This window comes from Roseovarius sp. (assembly GCF_030373445.1).
In the GTDB taxonomy this organism is placed as follows: domain Bacteria; phylum Pseudomonadota; class Alphaproteobacteria; order Rhodobacterales; family Rhodobacteraceae; genus Roseovarius.
In genome coordinates, this window is record NZ_JAUCYU010000008.1 from 99,955 (window position 1) to 116,122 (window position 16,168).

Sequence of the window (16,168 nt, forward strand, 5' to 3'; positions counted from 1 at the left end):
TCTTTTAAAGATATCGTCCCACCTGCGACCCCGCCGCCACGGTTCCCCCCGGCAGGCCCCGACCACGTCGACAAACCCGGCAACACGCGGTAAACTGCTCACAAATCAGCCGAAACGAGCTGACACAGGCAGGACAGAGCAGTGGGTTACAACATCAGCGAAACCACGGGTGCCACCGGCGGTGGCACATCCGGGATCGACACGTGGACATTCGACGTCGCCCTCACCGGTGCCGACGTCACCACCGTCTCCGGCGACTTCGACGAAGTCCCGATGATGGGCGGCGGTGCCAGCGAAGCCACACAGGGCTACACCTTCACCGTCACCCAGGGCGGAGAGTACGGCGACCTCGAATACGACCCCGCCACCGGCGAGTTCGAGTTCCACGTCGACCGCGAGGCGATCCTGGCCTCCGGCTCCGACCAGACCATCGTGATCTCCGTCACCGGCCGCGACAGCCAGGGCACCGACACCGACACGATCATCATCAACGTGACGATCTGCGTCGCCCGCGGCACCCTGATCGACACCGAAACGGGCCCCGTCCCGGTCGAGGAGCTGCGCATCGGCGACCGCGTCTGCACCCTCGACGGCCCGGCCCGCCCCGTCCGCTGGATCGGCTGCCGCCATGTCCCGGCGGCCGAGCTGGCCGCCGACCCCTCGCTTCGCCCCGTCCGCATCGCCGCCGGCGCCTTCGGCCCGGGCCAGCCCGGGCGCGACCTCACCGTCTCGCCCCAGCACCGCATCCTCCTCGACGACTGGCGGGCCGAGCTGTTCTTCGGCGCCGCGCAGGTGCTGGTGCCCGCCAAGGGGCTGGTCAACGACCTGACCATCCGCATCGACCATGCCGCCCCCGGGGTCGATTATTTCCACGTCCTCTTCGACCGGCACGAGATCATGCTGACCGAGGGCCTGCCCACCGAAAGCTTCCACCCCGGCGAATACGCCCTCCGCGACCTCGCCGAGGACACCCGCGCCGAGCTTTTCCGCCTCTTCCCCGAGCTCGCCCGCGGCACCGGCGCCCCGGAAACCGCCCGCATGGTGCTGCGCCCGTGGGAAACCGCCCTGCTCAACGGGCACGCCCAGGACCGGAGGATCGCCTCATGACCGCCCTCACCGACGATACCGGCAAGACCCTCCCCGATATCGAGGCCCCCTCGCCCGAACGCCTGCGCGCCTATGGCGACATGATGTTCCTCGCCTTCCGCAGCCCGCGCCACGCGCGCATGCCGGTGGCCCAGCTCCGCACCTACCTCGAACCGCCGCTGCTGCTGGGCCAGTTCCGCCTGTTCCGGTTCGACGGCGTGGCCCGCGGCCTCTACACCTGGGGCTGGCTCGGCACCGAGGCCGAGCGCCGCCTGATCACCGGGGAAGACCTCCGCCCCGAAGACTGGAACAGCGGCGACCGCCTGTGGATCGTCGACATCATGGCGCCCTATCGCGGCCTGACGAAAAGCATGGTCCGCTGGATCATGCAGGACGGGCATTTCACCGACGACGATTTCCATTTCCGCCGCGTCGGCGACGACAACCGCACCCGCCGCATCGTCCATATCGACTTCCGCCGCGACGCCCTGTCGAAGGTCTACACCGAGGCGGAGTTCCTCGACCGCCCCGCCTGACCCCCCGTACCGGCTGACTTTCCAGGCGCGCCGGACGTCGCGCCGCCTGCCCTGTCACCAGAACGGCGAGACCTCGGGGGAATTCAACGGTCGGAAAGTATGTTGCGCATCGCGGGATCAGCATCGTCAAGATCGCGCTGGCAGCCAAAGCGGTTGGCAGAAACGACCACTTGAGTCTCGGCCTTGCCATGGCGCAACAGCAAAGGCCGATTGGCGTTATTCTTGAGGAAATGGTTATGGGTGACGAAACCTTGCGCCGGTTCATTAAAGATCAAGCGGCCCGAATTCGCTTCGCAAACGTTCGACTCGAAGTGAACATCTCCGGAAATATGCGCAATATCACCAATGGTATCCTTGCCGCGCAAACCATGAAAGTCGCAATCCCGGATAACGGCATGTGTGTCTGGCTTGGTCATGATTGCACAAGAGCCGCCGCCGCCGCCGAACGACACTCCGAAGAATTTCGCTCTGCCTTCCAACAGGCTCACGCATGGCGACTCGACATGCCCGCACGTCACTCTTCCTCCAAAAACCTTTAACCCTCGTACCGGATCCAATCCCGATATCCGCAACAGAGGCCCCTTTGCGGTTTTCTGCCACGGAAGCCAGCCATGCATCATGCAGTCGCGAAGGGTAATAAGTCTGGGTTTTTGTACTCCCATTCCAGCTCCGATCTCCATTGCACAACCATTTGGAAAGATGATGAAGACCGATTGGAAAATGACATTGTTGCAGGCATCACCCTCGGGTTGCGCTTCGAGCGACACTGCAGCCTGATCGGGCGTTCCACAATCCAGCATGTGAATATCATGAAAGCCCGTTTCCATGACCGAAGGACCAAGACGCAAGCCCGGCCCGTCCCGTGTTCGATGAATGAACAGCCCCGAGAACATGCCCTCGATAAGGAATTCGACGGAAAGCCCCTTTCCCTGACCTTCGCCGTCAATGCACAGATCACGCAACACGATTCCATGGGTACGGATTTCCATGTTGTAGAGCCACGTTGTGGAATCGCGTATGACCTGGCGCCTCGTGGGGCTGCGCAAGCTGGCGTTGACCTCAATTGCATATTGCCCTGCGGGCGGTATCAACTTGGTCGCGTAGCCGGCCCCCTCAAGGGTTACGGGTTTGTCGACCCGGATCGGCTTGGTCAACTGGAAACGACCAGCCGATACTTGTATGTGACCGACGGATTCATCGCACAGGTCAAGGGCGTATTCGAACACACTAGACGCCGACTCGGCAGGCGCGGACATGAATAATCTTGAGCCGTCGTAGAGAGCAACGCGCTCTTCTTCTCGAACAATCTTCAGTGTATCGGCCATGCTGCTCAACGTCCTGCTGGACGGGCGCGGAACATCATCTGGTTAGCAGGGTGCCGCCAATCGCCGATGAAGTCTGCATACCACCCTGTCGTCTCGCAAAAGTCTTCAATGTCTTCTTTACGATAGAACCAGTTCTTGTTCGGATCCGAGGGTCCACCGGGGTTTTCCGGGCTACGTCCTTCTTTCAAGAAGACGGTAAAGTAAAACTGGCTGTGAGCGTGGCACTTTCCTCGCATCGCGCTCAGGCACGACCTGATGTCATCCGGGTCGAGATGAGTAAAAAGTGACTGCGCGATTGCAAAGTCGAAATTCGGAGAAATTCCGAAATCGAATTCTTCGTTAACAAAGAAACGCGGATTTCTTAGAGCGATGATATCAGTATAGAATTCCTTCTCAATTCCGATATCGATCAAGGTCTGATCCAGGTCCAGACCGTGATATCGCCCGTCGTTCAGGTACGGAATCAGGTACTGTCCGAGCCGCAACGATCCACAGGCAACATCGTAAAACACGTGCTCGGGCTTAAGGCCTTGCTGCACAAGGAAGTGATATTGCAGCTTTCCAATTTCGTACCAGAGCTGATCTGAAAACCCTCCGACATATTGACGATGGCCGACGGCCTTGATCCTGTCTGCAATATTTTTCTCAAAGTAGTCGTCTGGCCAACGGCTCGTCATGTGAACATCCTCGATTTCTCGGTATCTTAGCATGATGTGGACAGGGCGAAACTGTTCATGACGGCGTGCCGACCTGCCAGGGAACGCTCACCCTGTTCCGGATCGCTCCAGCCCCCGTCACGGCCCCCGGCACCCCGCCGCCGCGGCCTTTCAGCCACTCTTCCCCCGCCCCCGGCAATCCGCTACTCCTCGGCAAACGACACACCCCAAGCCGAAAAGGCCACCCCCCATGAAGCCCATCCGCCTTCTCTCCGGCATCCTCACGGTCGGCGGCTGGACGCTCATGAGCCGCCTGCTGGGCTTCGCCCGCGACGTGCTGATCGCGGGCTTCCTCGGGCCCGGCGTCCTGATGGACGCCTTCGTCGCGGCCTTCCGGCTGCCCAACATGTTCCGCCGCTTCTTCGCCGAAGGGGCGTTCAACGCGGCCTTCGTGCCGATGTTCTCCAAGCGGCTCGAGGCCGACGAATCCCCCGAAGCCTTCGCCAGCCTCGCCCTCTCCGGCCTCAGCCTCGTGCTGCTCACCCTCACGGCGCTGTCGATGATCTTCATGCCGGCACTGGTCTACGCCACGGCCGAAGGGTTCTACGGCGACGCCCGCTTCGACGTGACCGTCGATTACGGGCGCATCGTCTTTCCCTACGTGCTCTTCATCTCGCTCGCCGCGCTCCTTTCGGGCGTGCTCAACGCCACCGGCCGCTTCGCCGCCGCCGCCGCCGCGCCGGTGCTGCTCAACGTGATGCTGGTCACGGCCATGACCGTCGCCTGGGCGATGGGCGGCGAGGTGGCAAAGGCGCTGGTCTGGACAATCCCCTTCGCCGGCATCGCCCAACTCGCACTGGTCTGGATCGCCGCCGACAAGGCCGGCCTGCGCATCCGCCCCGTCCGCCCCCGCTGGACCCCCGAAATGAAGAACCTCGTCCGCGTCGCCGTGCCCGCCGCGCTGGCCGGGGGCGTGGTCCAGGTCAACCTGCTGGTGGGCCAGCTCGTGGCGTCGAACTACGACAAGGCGGTCAGCTGGCTCTACTCCGCCGACCGCCTCTACCAGCTCCCCTTGGGCGTGGTCGGCATCGCGGTGGGTATCGTGCTGCTCCCCGACCTCTCCCGCCGCCTCAAGGCGGGCGACGACGCGGGCGCCCGCAACGCCCTCTCCCGCGCGGGCGAGCTGTCGCTGGCGCTGACCATCCCCTGCGCCGTGGCGCTGATGATCATCCCCCTGCCGCTGGTCTCGGTCCTGTTCGAGCGCGGCGCCTTCGGGGCCGACGACACCGCCGCCACGGCGCTGGCGGTCGCCATCTACGGCCTCGGCCTGCCCGCCTTCGTGCTGCAGAAGATCCTGCAACCGCTCTTCTTCGCCCGCGAGGACACGAAAAGCCCCTTCCATTACGCCCTCGTCGCCATGGTGGTGAACGCCGTCCTCGCCATCGGCCTCGCCTTCGCCATCGGCTGGCTCGCGGCGGCCATCGCCACAACCGCGGCGGCCTGGGTCATGGTCTGGCAACTGGCCCGCGGCGGCCGCCGCTTCGGCGAGGTCGCCCGCTTCGACGACCGCTTCCGCCGCCGCATCTGGCGCATCGTGCTGGCCTCGGTGCTGATGGGCGTGGTGCTCTGGGCGGTCTCGGCCCTGCTCACCCCGGCCTTCGGCCTGGGCGGCTGGCGCTGGCTGGCGCTGCTCGGGCTGATCGCCTCCGGCACCCTGGCCTATTTCCTCCTGGGCCAGCTCCTCGGCGCCTTCCGCATCGCCGAGTTCAAGGCCGCCATGCGCCGCTGATCCCGGCGCCCTTGCGAAGGGTCACGAACCTGCGAGATGATACCCGGCAACGACGCTCGAAAGAAGAAGACCGGACATGCCCGATAACCTGGCCGCGCTGAGGGCGCGCTACCCCTCCGCCAGCACCTTCAAGTTCGGCGACAGCGCCGCACTGTCCGACGCACTGGTCTCGCTGGTGCGGCGTGGCCGGAAAACGGCAACCTGCAGCGCCCTCCGCGACTTCGGGAAGGACGAGCCCCTGCCGGAAGTCGGCCGGCGGGATATCTGCCTCAACTGGGACGATACACCGGCCCTCGTGATCGAGACCGCAGAACTGATCCAGTGCCGGTTCGACGAGGTGACCGAAGAGATGGCCCTGGCCGAAGGCGAGGATGACAGCCTCGAGGGCTGGCGCGCTGGTCACAAGGGCTATTTCGAACGGAACGGCGGGTTTTCACAGGACATGCAGGTCATCTGGGAACGGTTCGTTCTGGTCGAGGATCTCGCGCCGGGCCGGTCAGCCGTTTGATCGCGACACCAGATCCGGTTGCCTCGCTCGAACGAGGCACCGGCCACCGGCAAGGCGACCGACCCAAACCGCAGGCCCCCTCACCCCCCGCTCTCCTTGACGCGATCCGCCCCCGGAAGTAAGCGAGGCCAACACGGCATTCCAGACGGAGCACACCCCATGACCGAGGTGGTCCACACACCGCGCGTTTTCTCGGGCATCCAGCCCACCGGCAACCTGCATCTTGGCAACTACCTCGGCGCGCTCAAGCGCTTCGCCGACAGCCAAGAGGAAGGCATCGAGTCGATCTTCTGCATGGTCGACCTGCACGCCGTCACCGTCTGGCAGGAACCCGATGACCTGCGCCACGCCACCCGCGAGCTGGCCGCCGGCTTCATCGCCTCGGGCATCGACCCGACGAAATCGATCCTCTTCAACCAGAGCCAGGTGGCCGAGCACACCCAGATGGCCTGGGTCTTCAACTGCGTCGCCCGCATGGGCTGGATGAAGCGTATGACCCAGTTCAAGGACAAGGCCGGCAAGAACGCCGAGAACGCCTCGCTCGGGCTCTTCGGCTACCCGGCGCTGATGGCGGCCGACATCCTCGTCTACCACGCCACCCACGTGCCCGTGGGCGAGGACCAGAAACAGCATCTCGAGCTCACGCAGGAGATCGCCCGCAAGTTCAACCACGATTTCGAGGTCGATTTCTTCCCCGAGACCCAGCCCGTCATCGAGGGCGCGGCGACCCGCGTCATGAGCCTGCGCGACGGCTCGAAGAAGATGTCCAAATCCGACCCCTCCGACATGTCCCGCATCAACCTCACCGACGATGCCGACACGATCGCCAGGAAGATCCGCAAGGCCAAGACCGACCCCGAGCCGCTGCCCTCCGAGAAGGGCCCGCTCGACGACCGGCCCGAGGCCCGGAACCTCGTCAACATCTACGCGGCGCTGGCCGACCTGAGCGTCGATCAGGTGCTGGCCGAACACGGCGGCAAACCCTTCTCCGAGTTCAAGCCGGCGCTGGCCGACCTCGCCGTCGACCGGCTCGCGCCCATCTCGACCGAGATGTCCCGCCTGATGGAAGACGTGGCCGAGATCGACCGCATCCTCGCCGCCGGCGCCGACCGCGCCCGCGCCATCGCCGCGCCGATCCTGAAGAAAACCTACCAGATCATGGGCATGGTCGGGGCCTGAGGGCCCCGTTTCCCGCGCGGAAACCGGGATGGAAAATGCGCATTTTCCACCCCCGGAATTTGCGCAAATTCCGGGTCGCCAGGCAGGCGCCGCGCGGGAACACCCCCATGGCGCGACCTATCCGCGCCCGCCCCGCTCACTCCGGCCGCGCCGCCGCCCAGCCCAGCAGCGCATCCAGCGCCGGGCATAGCGCCTGCCCCCAGTCCGTCAGGCCATACTCCACCCTCGGCGGCACCTCCGGGTAGACGGTGCGCCTGACCACCCCGTCACTCTCCAACTGCCGCAACTGCTGGATCAGCATCTTCTGCGAAACCTCCGGGATCGCCCGCTCCAGTTCCGAGAACCGCAGGACCTGCCCGCCGAACAACTGGAACAGGATCTCCAGCTTCCAGCGGCCCTCGATCACCTTCAGCGCCCCCTCGATCCCGGCCGTCGCGGTCTCCCGCGTGTAGCCGTGGGGCGGAATTTCCGTGGCATCTTCCATGCGCTTACTTCCCGGTGCGTACCGCACTTTCCGGTGCGTTCTTGTTTCGTTTTGCATGTAACCGCAAATATCCCTCATCGCAAATCCAACCAGAAGGATCCCCCGATGACCGACACGCTTCCGCTTCCCGTCATCCGCTACGTCGCCGCCCGCTCGCCCGGGGAAATCGCCGACTGCTTCACCGAGGATGGCATCGCCACCGACGAACGCCAGACCCATCGCGGCCGCGCCGAGATCCGCAAGTGGCGCGAGGGCGTCGCCAGGATCGACTACCGGCAGGATATCCTCTCCTGCGGCCACGACGGTGACACGGCCACCATGGAATGCCGCCTCACCGGTGATTTCAAGGGCAGCCCGGTCGACCTGACCTACCGGTTCGAACTGGCCGACGGCCTGATCTCGAAGGTCGAGATCGCCTGACGCCCGCCCCGACGGCCCCCACGCCATCGGCCCCGCCGGGTGCCGGTGGCGTACGGCCAGGGCCCTACTCCGCCGCCTCGGCCTCGGCCTCTGCCTCCAGCGCGAAGATCCCCAGCCCGTAGAGCTTCCAGTCGCCCTCGACATGCTGGAAATACAGCTCGAAGGAAACCCCCTCCGGCCGCGCCGGAAAGCTGCCTTTCACCTCGAACAGCCCCGTCTCGGTCAGCGCCGGCGGCTCGGCATAGACCGGGTTCGACAGAACCACCCGCTCCAGCCCCAGGTCCCTCTCCCGGATCGACGCGAAAATCGCCGCCAGCTTCGCCGGGTCGTTGGCATTGCGGAAATCCGGCGCACCAAGGTCGCGCAGCACGGCGTAATTCCCAGTCCGGTTGGCATGGTCCACCGCGATCAGCGTCGACCACACCAGCCTTGCCGTCTCCGACCGGCCGGGCGGCGCCGGCGCCGCCTCCTGCGCCGCCGCCCCCTGCGCCAGCATCAGCGCGACCACCACCGCCAGCCATGCCGCCCGCATCGACCTCACCAGCTGAAGGTCATCCCGACCCGGCCGCCCAGCGTGTCCCGGTCGAACCCGTAGGCCAGCCCCGCGTCAAGCTGCGCGCTCGGGCTGATCCGCACGGCGCCCGACAGCGCAAAGGCCGACGACCCGTCGAAGAAGCCCAAGCCCCCGCCCAGCGCGAAGGTCTCCGACGGCGGCACGTAAGGCACGTCCAGCGCCATCGCCATCGCCACCCCTTCCCGGTTGCGGTCCACGTCCCGCCGCAGCCCCGGTATCGCCGCCGCGGCGGCGAACAGCGCCCCGCCGTCGGTGGCAAGATTGCCAGATGCGTCCGAGGTCACCACCTGCACCGGCCCGGTCTGCGCCGCGGCACTTGCGGCCGAGGTGATGCCGGGCGCGGTATAGGTATTCGCGACGGTTCCGAACATCATCTGGTTGTCCCGCGTGGTCGCCGCGTTGGCCCCGATGGCGGCCGCATTGGCATGGGTCGCCGCCGCCTGCCGCCCGATCGCCACCGAGTCGGTTGCCGTGGCCGAGGCGCTCGCCCCGATGGCCACCGCATCCTGCCCGTTGGCCAGGGCGCCGATGCCGCTGCCCATGGCCGCTCCGCCGATCGCGATGGCGCCGGTCGCACCGGCAATCGCGGTTCCGCCCACCGCGACGGCCTGAGAGGCACTGGCCTCCGCGTCACCGCCGATCGACACGGAATAAGCGCCCGCGGCCCGCGTGCCGAAGCCATTCGCGTTCGGGTCACCGCCGATGGCCACCGCGCCGGGTCCGTTCGCGTCGACGTTGCCGCCAATGGCCACCGAGTCGGCGCCGGTCGCGCTCGCCTGCAGACCGAGGCCGACCGCGCGCGCGGCCGTGGCCCGGCTGTCCGCCCCCACCGCGACCGCCCCGGTCCCCACGGCCAGCGCGCCCTGGTCGTTGCCGTCCAGATCGCCGCCCATCGCCACCGCGCCGGGGCCGGCGGCATCCGCCTCTCCGCCGATGGCGATGGCCTGCGCCGCATCCGCATCCGCGTCGCCACCTATCGCCACCGCGTATTCTCCCGACGCCCGCGTGCCCAGCCCGGTCGCATTCGGATCACCCCCGATTGCCACCGCGCCCAGCGCGCTCGCCTCGGTGCTGTTACCCACGGCCACCGTGTCCGGCTCCGACGCCTCGGCGTCGGTGCCACAGGCCGTCGCCGAGGCGACACCGTTGTCGTTGGCGCCCCCGGTCGTGTCCACGCCGGTGTCCGCCAGGTTGTTGTTGTTCGTGTCGAGCAGGCACTCCGCCGCCCGCGCCGGCCCGCCCGGCACCACCCCGACGCCCAGCGCCATCACCGCCGCCAGCGCGACGCACCCGATACCCTCACCTTTCCCGAAATGCTTCACCTTGCCGATCATGGTACGTTTCCTCCGTGTACCGATACCCGGAAACCCGCCATGTCCGCAGGCCGATGCGCCCCCTCAAGCCCGGCCGCCCGCAACCACGGGTTGACCCATTCACGATAGCGTGAGCGTCAGAGTCGAACAAGTTTACGTTACGGAATCCTGCGCCGCGGCGGCGAACCGGCGAAACTTCGCCAAGCCGCCGTGCCAGGGCCCACCTTGCCCCCACTGAACCGAAACCCGATACTCCGCCCGAACACCCCTTGAGACAGCACATGACCCGGCCCGCCTACATCCTCTGCGGCACCCCCCGCACCGGCAGCACCCTGCTCTGCGGGTTGCTCACCGATCATGGGCTCGGCGCGCCGCATTCCTTCTACCGCCGCGAGGATATCGCCGACTGGCCCGAAGGCTGGGGCCTGCCCCCGCGCGATACGGTCGGCGAGCCCGCCTTCCAGCGCGCCTACCTCGCCGCCGCCATCGCCGAGGGCCGCGGCGGCACCCCGGTCTTCGGCCTCCGCCTGATGCAGGAAACCCTGCCCGAGCTCTCCGCCATCCTCGACACCCTCTTCCCCGGCCTGCCCACCGACCGCGCCCGCCTCGAACGGGCCTTCGGGCGGCTCGCCTACCTCCACATCTCCCGCGGCGACAAGCTGGCCCAGGCCATCTCCCTCGTCCGCGCCCGGCAATCCGGCCTCTGGCACCGCGCCCGCGACGGCACCGAGATCGAACGCACCGCCCCGGCCAAAACCCCCGCCTACGATTACGCCCTGCTCTCGGCCACGCTGGCCAATATCGAGGCGCAGGATGCGGCCTGGCACCGCTGGTTCGCGGCCCAGGACATCACGCCCCTGTCACTCTCCTACGAAATCCTCGTGAACAACCCCGCCGCCAGCCTCGCCCGCATCTGCCAGGCCCTCGGCCAGCCCGCCCCCGACCCGGCCACCATCACACCCGCCACCGCCCGCCTCTCCGACGCCGTGAACGAAGACTGGGCAGCCCGGTTCAGACAGGACGCCCGAAAGTAACCCGCGCCGCCCCGAAACCACTCCCCGCCCGGGCCTGGCCCGGGGCCTCGCCCCGGCGCCAACCACAACCGGTCACCCCTTCCGCAGCCACCAAACATGCTCCGCCGGGAAATCCCGCGACCACTCCGCCGGGATCCCGAACTCCTCGCCGTCCGCCCCCTCCGGCGCATAGACCTCCTTCAGCCCCTCCACCGAAAAGCCGATCTCCCGGAACAGCGTGATCCAGTCCGCGAAGGTGAGGGAATACTCGATCCCGCCCGGGTCAATCTCCACCTGCGTCCAGTCCACCCGCCCGATGCCGCGATACGCCCGGTGCAGCACCCGCTCGCAGGGCGCCCCGTTCAGAGGCGTGGTCAGGTAGACAAAGGCATGATGGCCAAGGAACACCAGCCGCCCGCCGGGGCGCAGCACCCGCCACGCCTCCCGCAGCCACACCTGCGGATCGCACCAGATCGCCGCGCCATATTCCGAGATCGCGAAATCGAACGCCCCGTCGGCAAAGGGCAACACCTCGGCATTGCCCTCCTCGAACCGGATATCCGCCCCGTGCTCGCCCGCCAGCCGCCGCGCCGTGGCCAGCTGTCCCTCTGAAACGTCGATCGCCGAAACCCGCGCCCCGCGCCGCGCCATCCAGCCCGAGACATAGCCCGTGCCACAGCCCAGCTCGACCGCCTCCATGCCGGCCATATCCTCCGGCAGCAGCCCCAGCTCCCGCTCGGGCACCTCCCAGATGCCCCAATAGGGGCTCTCGCTCGCCCAGGCCTTTTCGCCCGCCGCGACCCACTCCTCCGCCATCCCGTTCCAGTGATCGCGGTTGATATCCACATGGTTTTCCATCCGATGCACCCTACCTGCGCCCCGTTCCTTGGCAAGCCGGAACGCCCCTGCCCGCGCATCCGCGCACCATCGCCCGCAGCCGGTGCAGACATGCCTCCCTTGCCGCACAGCCGCACCACCCCATACTTGAAGGCAACCAAGGGAAAGGAGCCAGCCATGCACAAGCTACAGGTCCAGGGCGTACACCACATCACGCTGACCGGCGCCGACCGGCAGACATCCATCGACTTCTGGGAAGGCGTGCTCGGCATGCCCTTCATCTTCGACCAGCCCAATCTCGACGACCCCGACGAGGGGCACCTCTATTTCGACCCCGGCGACGGGCGGCTGATCACGATCTTCACCAACGAGAGCCGCAAGCCCGTCCACAACCGCACCCCCACCGACCCGGGTTGCGTCCACCACCTCGCCTTCAACGTCAGCCACGCGACCTTCTCGCAGGTCGCCGACCGGCTCGACGCCCGCGGCATCCCCCATTCCGGGCCCAAGGACCGGGGGTTCATGGATTCGATCTACTTCAAGGATCCGCTGGGCTTCCTGATCGAACTGGCCTGCTACCGTTTCGAGCCACCGCGGGGCTGCTCGCATGCCGACGTGATGATCGAGGCCCACCGCGATCGCGTTGCGCGCGGCGATACCCACATCGAGGAAAAACACCTCGCCCACGCCATCGAAACGCTCGTCCACCGCACGCAAGCCAGCCTGTCGGGCGACCGCGAACCGAAGAACCCGTACTGAGCGAGGATCAGCCGCCCCGGGCCTGACCCGGGGCCTCTGTGCTCCCCCGTCTTACTCCCAACATTTGCCCCGCCGGGCGAGCGCCGGTCCGTGGGGACGCGCTGCAACGGAACCGGCCCGCACTTTATGGTGCCGAGTACTTCCTACCTAAGAGACGTAACGCATCACCCGCCAAAGCGCCTGCCCGCCGGGACGGGCCGGCGCTCGCCCGGCGGCCTTCGGACTCTGTTCCGGGCGCGTGCCTACCCGCACCGGTCGGAAAACCCCGAGCCTCGCGCATTCTCCCCCGTCCCGGCCCCCGAGCCGGGACCTCACCACGAAGCGAAGGGTTGGTGCCAACCCACCTCTCACCCTGCGTGCATTACATGAAAACCGCCCCCAACGACGACGCCAGAGGCCCCGGGTCAAGCCCGGGGCGGGCGCACATTCACCCCATCTGGTACCCCGGCGTCGACTTCGAAATCGCCTCTTCCTCCTCGCTCATATCCTCCGGGATATCCTCGAACAAAGGCGTCGTCATGTACCGCTCCCCGGTATCCGGCAGCATGGCCAAAATCACCGTCCCCGGCTCCGCCTTCTCAGCCAGCCGCATGGCAATCGCGAAGGTCGACCCGCCGGACACGCCGGTGAATATCCCCTCCTTCGCCGCCAGCTTCCTCGCCCAGTCGATCCCCTCCGGCCCCGGCACCGGGATCAGTTCGTCGTAATACCCGTTGTCGATCGCCTCCTGCAGAACCAGCGGAATGAAATCCGGCGTCCAGCCCTGGATCGGGTGCGGTTCAAACGCCGGGTGGCTCGCCGACGGCTGGCCCTTGCCATCACGCTCCTGCGCCGTGCCACTCGACACCAGCGCCGCGTTCGCGGGCTCGGACAGCACGATCTTCGTCTCCGGCCGCTCCTTCTTGAGCACCCGGCCCAGACCGCTGACCGTGCCGCCGGTGCCATAGCCGGTCACCACGTAATCCAGCCTGTGCCCCTCGAAATCGCCCATGATCTCGCGCGCCGTGGTGGCCTCGTGGATATCGGCGTTCGCCTCCGTCTCGAACTGGTGCGCCAGGAACCAGCCGTTCTTCTCTGCCAGCTCGACCGCCTTCTGGTACATGCCGAACCCCTTCTGCGCCTTGGGCGTCAGAACCACCTTCGCCCCCAGCATCCGCATCAGCCGCCGCCGCTCGATCGAGAAGCTTTCGGCCATCGTCACCACCAGCGGATAGCCCTTCGCGGCACAGACCATCGCCAGCCCGATCCCGGTATTGCCGCTCGTGGCCTCCACCACCGTCTGGCCGGGCTTGAGCGTGCCGTCCTTCTCCGCCGCCTCGATGATCGAAATCGCCAGCCGGTCCTTGACCGACGCCGCCGGGTTGAACGCCTCGGCCTTCACGTAGACCTCCACCCCCTCGGGCGCGAGGTTGTTGACCCGGATCACCGGCGTATCGCCGATCGTGTCCACCACGCTGTCATAGAGCTTGCCGCGCCCCTTCGTCGTCCGCGTTCCGTCCTTGGCCATGATCGCCTCCATCTGGGAAATTGCCGTCTCAATCGCCCGCAGCCTAGCACGCCACGGCCCGCCATGCTGCCTTTTCTCCGCTCCCGGACCGGAACAGCGTTCCGTGCAACCACGCACAGAGACGGATCGTATTCCGGCAATTGCGCAGCGCCCGGGCGGCGGCCTATCTTCCCCGTCAACAGATCACCGAAAGGCCCCCACGCCATGACAGCCCCCGTCCACCCCGCCGCCCGCATCGGCCACGTCCACCTCAAGGTGGCCGACCTCGAACGCGCCATCGGCTTCTATGCCGGCGTCCTCGGCTTCGAGCTGCAACAGCGCTTCGGCCGCTCCGCCGCCTTCCTCTCGGCCGGCGGCTACCACCACCATATCGGCCTCAACACCTGGGAAAGCGCGGGCGGCACGCCCCCGCCGCCGGGCCATACCGGCCTCTACCACACCGCCTTCCTCTACCCCGACCGCGCGCAGTTGGGCGACGCGCTCCGCCGCGTTGTCGAGGCGGGCATCCCGCTGACCGGCGCCGCCGACCACGGGGTGAGCGAGGCGATCTACCTCAACGATCCCGACGGCAACGGCGTCGAGCTCTACCGCGACCGGCCCGAGGCCGAATGGCCCCGCGACCCCCAGGGCAACCTCGCCATGTCCAACGCCCCGCTCGACCTCGAGGCATTGCTGGCCGAGGCGCCCTGACCCGCCTTGCATTGAGAAACGGCACCTCCGGCCCTATCTCGAACGGCATGAGCCCAGAAGGACCAGACCCCGCCCCCGACCTGACCCCAACCCCCAAACCCGACCGCACGGACCACATCGACCGGGCCGTGGCCCGGGCCGGCGACGCCACCCATTTCGTGCCCGCCGAGTCCGGCTATCTCGAGGTGCCCGTGGTCGAGCTGGACCAGCGGCACCTCGTCTACCGCGCCGACAACGGCCGCGTCCTGTCGGAACTCACCGACGCCGCCCGGGCCCGCGACACCCCGCTCGACACCCTCAAGTCGAACGCCGACACCGGCGACATCCAGCACCTCCTGCATGACCTCCTGATCGACAAGGCCCGCGACCCCGGCGGCCCGATCTATGCCGAGCTCGAACGCTTCGGCCGCCAGACCGATCCCCTCCTGATCCGCGAGGACGGCACCGTGCTCAACGGCAACCGCCGCCTCGCCTCCATGCGCCAGCTTATCGCCACCGACCCCGACCGCTACGGCGGCTTCTCCACCGTCCGCGCCGCCGTCCTCCCCGAGGGGCTCACCGAACAGGAGATCGAGTTCATCGAGGCCGCCCTCCAGATGGCCCCCGACCTCAAGCTCGATTACGGCTGGATCAACCGCCGTCTCAAGCTGCGCCAGCACGCCGCCGACATGGGCCCCGACCGGGTGGTCGAGGCCTACCGCTTCCCCGGCCCCGACGCGATCGACCGCGAACTGGCCGAGCTCGCCCTCGCCGAGGACTACCTCGACTGGGTGGGCGAACCCGGCCGCTTCCAGCGCCTCGCCGCGCAGGAGGAAACCTTCACCGCCCTCCAGGCCCAGCTCGCCTCGGTCCAGCAGCCCCACCTCGCCAAGATCTGGCGCCGCATCGGCTTCGCCATGGTCCGCGCCCGCGACACGCTCGACCGCAACATCCTCCACTACTTCCCCTTCACCGACCCGGTGCCGCCCGTCACCCGCAACTGGGTGCCCCGCTCGCTGGCCGAGGATAACGGCATCGCCGAGCGCCAGCCCGAGGGCGAGAACCGCCCCCTCGACAAGCCCGGCGCCAACCGCCTCCTGCCGCTGGTCAGCGATCCGGCCAGGGCCGAGAATACAGCCCTCGCCGCGATGGCCCTGATGGACACGCTCAAGGGCAACCAGGACCGCCTCCTGGGATTCACCCGCCTCCACAACCTCCTGCGCAGCGCCAACAAGACGCTGGAGGGCATGAAAGTCGACGAGCTGACCGAGGAACAACGCCGCGCCATCCGCGCCCAGCTTGCCGCGATCCAGCAATATACCGGCGCCGTCACCCCCGACGACGAGGCCCGCTACCACGCCGACCCGCAGGGCCCCGGCGTCCGCTCGACGGTGCGCAAGACGTGGAAACGGGCCCGGCGCCTGATCGAGTAGCACCGCCGGGATTTTCCCCCTCGCCCTCCCCTTATCCCACCCCGGTGTGATTGAAGCGCGCCGCGCCCCCATGGTAGCGC

The 16,168-nt window shown here is 67.3% G+C and carries 17 protein-coding genes; 10 read left to right on the top strand and 7 right to left on the bottom strand.

Annotated features, from left to right (window positions below; translation table 11 throughout):
* Nucleotides 1-141: 141 nt before the first annotated feature.
* Nucleotides 142-1,107 carry a Hint domain-containing protein gene (locus QUV18_RS15185; RefSeq protein WP_300894855.1) on the top strand — a complete coding sequence of 322 codons (966 nt, stop codon included), beginning with the start codon at nucleotides 142-144 and terminating at the stop codon, nucleotides 1,105-1,107.
* On the top strand, nucleotides 1,104-1,622 hold the full coding sequence (locus QUV18_RS15190; RefSeq protein ID WP_300894856.1) for a toxin-activating lysine-acyltransferase: 519 nt from the start codon (nucleotides 1,104-1,106) through the stop codon (nucleotides 1,620-1,622). Before QUV18_RS15185 ends, QUV18_RS15190 begins: the two co-directional genes overlap by 4 nt.
* Before the next feature lie 83 nt (nucleotides 1,623-1,705).
* On the opposite strand, the gene QUV18_RS15195 is transcribed toward QUV18_RS15190, so the two are convergent.
* Together QUV18_RS15195 and QUV18_RS15200 are read right to left on the bottom strand one after the other, a co-directional pair.
* On the bottom strand, nucleotides 1,706-2,947 hold the full coding sequence (locus QUV18_RS15195; protein WP_300894857.1) for a hypothetical protein: 1,242 nt from the start codon (nucleotides 2,945-2,947) through the stop codon (nucleotides 1,706-1,708).
* 5 nt (nucleotides 2,948-2,952) lie between these two features.
* Nucleotides 2,953-3,624 (bottom strand): class I SAM-dependent methyltransferase, encoded by a 672-nt coding sequence (locus QUV18_RS15200; RefSeq protein ID WP_300894858.1) that lies wholly within the window; start codon nucleotides 3,622-3,624, stop codon nucleotides 2,953-2,955.
* A gap of 229 nt (nucleotides 3,625-3,853) precedes the next feature.
* Between QUV18_RS15200 and murJ the strand changes: the two genes are divergently transcribed.
* The 3 genes from murJ to trpS all read left to right on the top strand — a co-directional run bounded on the left by murJ (nucleotide 3,854) and on the right by trpS (nucleotide 7,079).
* The gene (gene murJ, locus QUV18_RS15205) at nucleotides 3,854-5,392 is read left to right on the top strand and encodes a murein biosynthesis integral membrane protein MurJ (protein ID WP_300894859.1); all 1,539 of its coding nucleotides are present in this window, start codon (nucleotides 3,854-3,856) and stop codon (nucleotides 5,390-5,392) included.
* 76 nt (nucleotides 5,393-5,468) lie between these two features.
* The gene (locus QUV18_RS15210; protein WP_300894860.1) at nucleotides 5,469-5,900 is read left to right on the top strand and encodes an ASCH domain-containing protein; all 432 of its coding nucleotides are present in this window, start codon (nucleotides 5,469-5,471) and stop codon (nucleotides 5,898-5,900) included.
* Nucleotides 5,901-6,059: 159 nt separating this feature from the next.
* Nucleotides 6,060-7,079, top strand: coding sequence for a tryptophan--tRNA ligase (gene trpS / locus QUV18_RS15215; protein WP_300894861.1), 1,020 nt, complete (start codon nucleotides 6,060-6,062; stop codon nucleotides 7,077-7,079).
* Between the two features lie 136 nt (nucleotides 7,080-7,215).
* On the opposite strand, the gene QUV18_RS15220 is transcribed toward trpS, so the two are convergent.
* The gene (locus tag QUV18_RS15220) at nucleotides 7,216-7,563 is read right to left on the bottom strand and encodes a helix-turn-helix domain-containing protein (protein WP_300894862.1); all 348 of its coding nucleotides are present in this window, start codon (nucleotides 7,561-7,563) and stop codon (nucleotides 7,216-7,218) included.
* Nucleotides 7,564-7,668: 105 nt separating this feature from the next.
* Here QUV18_RS15220 and QUV18_RS15225 point away from each other — a divergent pair, with 105 nt between their 5' ends.
* Complete coding sequence (locus tag QUV18_RS15225; RefSeq protein ID WP_300894863.1) at nucleotides 7,669-7,983, top strand: nuclear transport factor 2 family protein; 315 nt, start codon at nucleotides 7,669-7,671, stop codon at nucleotides 7,981-7,983.
* A 64-nt stretch (nucleotides 7,984-8,047) separates the two neighbouring features.
* Here QUV18_RS15225 and QUV18_RS15230 read toward each other — a convergent pair whose 3' ends face one another.
* Nucleotides 8,048-8,524 (bottom strand): hypothetical protein, encoded by a 477-nt coding sequence (locus QUV18_RS15230; protein ID WP_300894864.1) that lies wholly within the window; start codon nucleotides 8,522-8,524, stop codon nucleotides 8,048-8,050.
* Nucleotides 8,521-9,891, bottom strand: a complete 1,371-nt coding sequence (locus tag QUV18_RS15235; protein WP_300894865.1) for a YadA-like family protein — start codon at nucleotides 9,889-9,891, stop codon at nucleotides 8,521-8,523. Before QUV18_RS15235 ends, QUV18_RS15230 begins: the two co-directional genes overlap by 4 nt.
* A gap of 260 nt (nucleotides 9,892-10,151) precedes the next feature.
* Here QUV18_RS15235 and QUV18_RS15240 point away from each other — a divergent pair, with 260 nt between their 5' ends.
* Nucleotides 10,152-10,904: a Stf0 family sulfotransferase gene (locus tag QUV18_RS15240; protein WP_300894866.1), complete on the top strand. Its 753-nt coding sequence runs from the start codon at nucleotides 10,152-10,154 to the stop codon at nucleotides 10,902-10,904.
* Between the two features lie 72 nt (nucleotides 10,905-10,976).
* Here QUV18_RS15240 and QUV18_RS15245 read toward each other — a convergent pair whose 3' ends face one another.
* The gene (locus tag QUV18_RS15245) at nucleotides 10,977-11,741 is read right to left on the bottom strand and encodes a class I SAM-dependent methyltransferase (RefSeq protein WP_300894867.1); all 765 of its coding nucleotides are present in this window, start codon (nucleotides 11,739-11,741) and stop codon (nucleotides 10,977-10,979) included.
* 156 nt (nucleotides 11,742-11,897) lie between these two features.
* On the opposite strand from QUV18_RS15245, the gene QUV18_RS15250 reads away from it, so the two are divergent.
* Nucleotides 11,898-12,479 carry a VOC family protein gene (locus tag QUV18_RS15250; RefSeq protein WP_300894868.1) on the top strand — a complete coding sequence of 194 codons (582 nt, stop codon included), beginning with the start codon at nucleotides 11,898-11,900 and terminating at the stop codon, nucleotides 12,477-12,479.
* A 427-nt stretch (nucleotides 12,480-12,906) separates the two neighbouring features.
* On the opposite strand, the gene cysK is transcribed toward QUV18_RS15250, so the two are convergent.
* Nucleotides 12,907-13,986, bottom strand: coding sequence for a cysteine synthase A (gene cysK, locus QUV18_RS15255; protein WP_300894869.1), 1,080 nt, complete (start codon nucleotides 13,984-13,986; stop codon nucleotides 12,907-12,909).
* A gap of 204 nt (nucleotides 13,987-14,190) precedes the next feature.
* Here cysK and QUV18_RS15260 point away from each other — a divergent pair, with 204 nt between their 5' ends.
* Together QUV18_RS15260 and QUV18_RS15265 are read left to right on the top strand one after the other, a co-directional pair.
* Nucleotides 14,191-14,676, top strand: a complete 486-nt coding sequence (locus QUV18_RS15260; protein WP_300894870.1) for a VOC family protein — start codon at nucleotides 14,191-14,193, stop codon at nucleotides 14,674-14,676.
* A 47-nt stretch (nucleotides 14,677-14,723) separates the two neighbouring features.
* The gene (locus QUV18_RS15265; protein WP_300894871.1) at nucleotides 14,724-16,088 is read left to right on the top strand and encodes a hypothetical protein; all 1,365 of its coding nucleotides are present in this window, start codon (nucleotides 14,724-14,726) and stop codon (nucleotides 16,086-16,088) included.
* Nucleotides 16,089-16,168: the final 80 nt, after the last annotated feature.

What these genes read in the sequence shown, in the direction of transcription:
- QUV18_RS15260 (WP_300894870.1), top strand. Translation starts at nt 14,191, where the DNA reads ATGACAGCCCCCGTCCACCCCGCCGCCCGCATCGGCCACGTCCACCTC.
- QUV18_RS15235 (WP_300894865.1), bottom strand. Translation starts at nt 9,891, where the DNA reads ATGATCGGCAAGGTGAAGCATTTCGGGAAAGGTGAGGGTATCGGGTGC.
- QUV18_RS15265 (WP_300894871.1), top strand. Translation starts at nt 14,724, where the DNA reads ATGAGCCCAGAAGGACCAGACCCCGCCCCCGACCTGACCCCAACCCCC.
- QUV18_RS15250 (WP_300894868.1), top strand. Translation starts at nt 11,898, where the DNA reads ATGCACAAGCTACAGGTCCAGGGCGTACACCACATCACGCTGACCGGC.
- trpS (WP_300894861.1), top strand. Translation starts at nt 6,060, where the DNA reads ATGACCGAGGTGGTCCACACACCGCGCGTTTTCTCGGGCATCCAGCCC.
- QUV18_RS15195 (WP_300894857.1), bottom strand. Translation starts at nt 2,947, where the DNA reads ATGGCCGATACACTGAAGATTGTTCGAGAAGAAGAGCGCGTTGCTCTC.
- murJ (WP_300894859.1), top strand. Translation starts at nt 3,854, where the DNA reads ATGAAGCCCATCCGCCTTCTCTCCGGCATCCTCACGGTCGGCGGCTGG.
- QUV18_RS15190 (WP_300894856.1), top strand. Translation starts at nt 1,104, where the DNA reads ATGACCGCCCTCACCGACGATACCGGCAAGACCCTCCCCGATATCGAG.
- QUV18_RS15200 (WP_300894858.1), bottom strand. Translation starts at nt 3,624, where the DNA reads ATGACGAGCCGTTGGCCAGACGACTACTTTGAGAAAAATATTGCAGAC.
- cysK (WP_300894869.1), bottom strand. Translation starts at nt 13,986, where the DNA reads ATGGCCAAGGACGGAACGCGGACGACGAAGGGGCGCGGCAAGCTCTAT.
- QUV18_RS15245 (WP_300894867.1), bottom strand. Translation starts at nt 11,741, where the DNA reads ATGGAAAACCATGTGGATATCAACCGCGATCACTGGAACGGGATGGCG.
- QUV18_RS15225 (WP_300894863.1), top strand. Translation starts at nt 7,669, where the DNA reads ATGACCGACACGCTTCCGCTTCCCGTCATCCGCTACGTCGCCGCCCGC.
- QUV18_RS15220 (WP_300894862.1), bottom strand. Translation starts at nt 7,563, where the DNA reads ATGGAAGATGCCACGGAAATTCCGCCCCACGGCTACACGCGGGAGACC.
- QUV18_RS15210 (WP_300894860.1), top strand. Translation starts at nt 5,469, where the DNA reads ATGCCCGATAACCTGGCCGCGCTGAGGGCGCGCTACCCCTCCGCCAGC.
- QUV18_RS15240 (WP_300894866.1), top strand. Translation starts at nt 10,152, where the DNA reads ATGACCCGGCCCGCCTACATCCTCTGCGGCACCCCCCGCACCGGCAGC.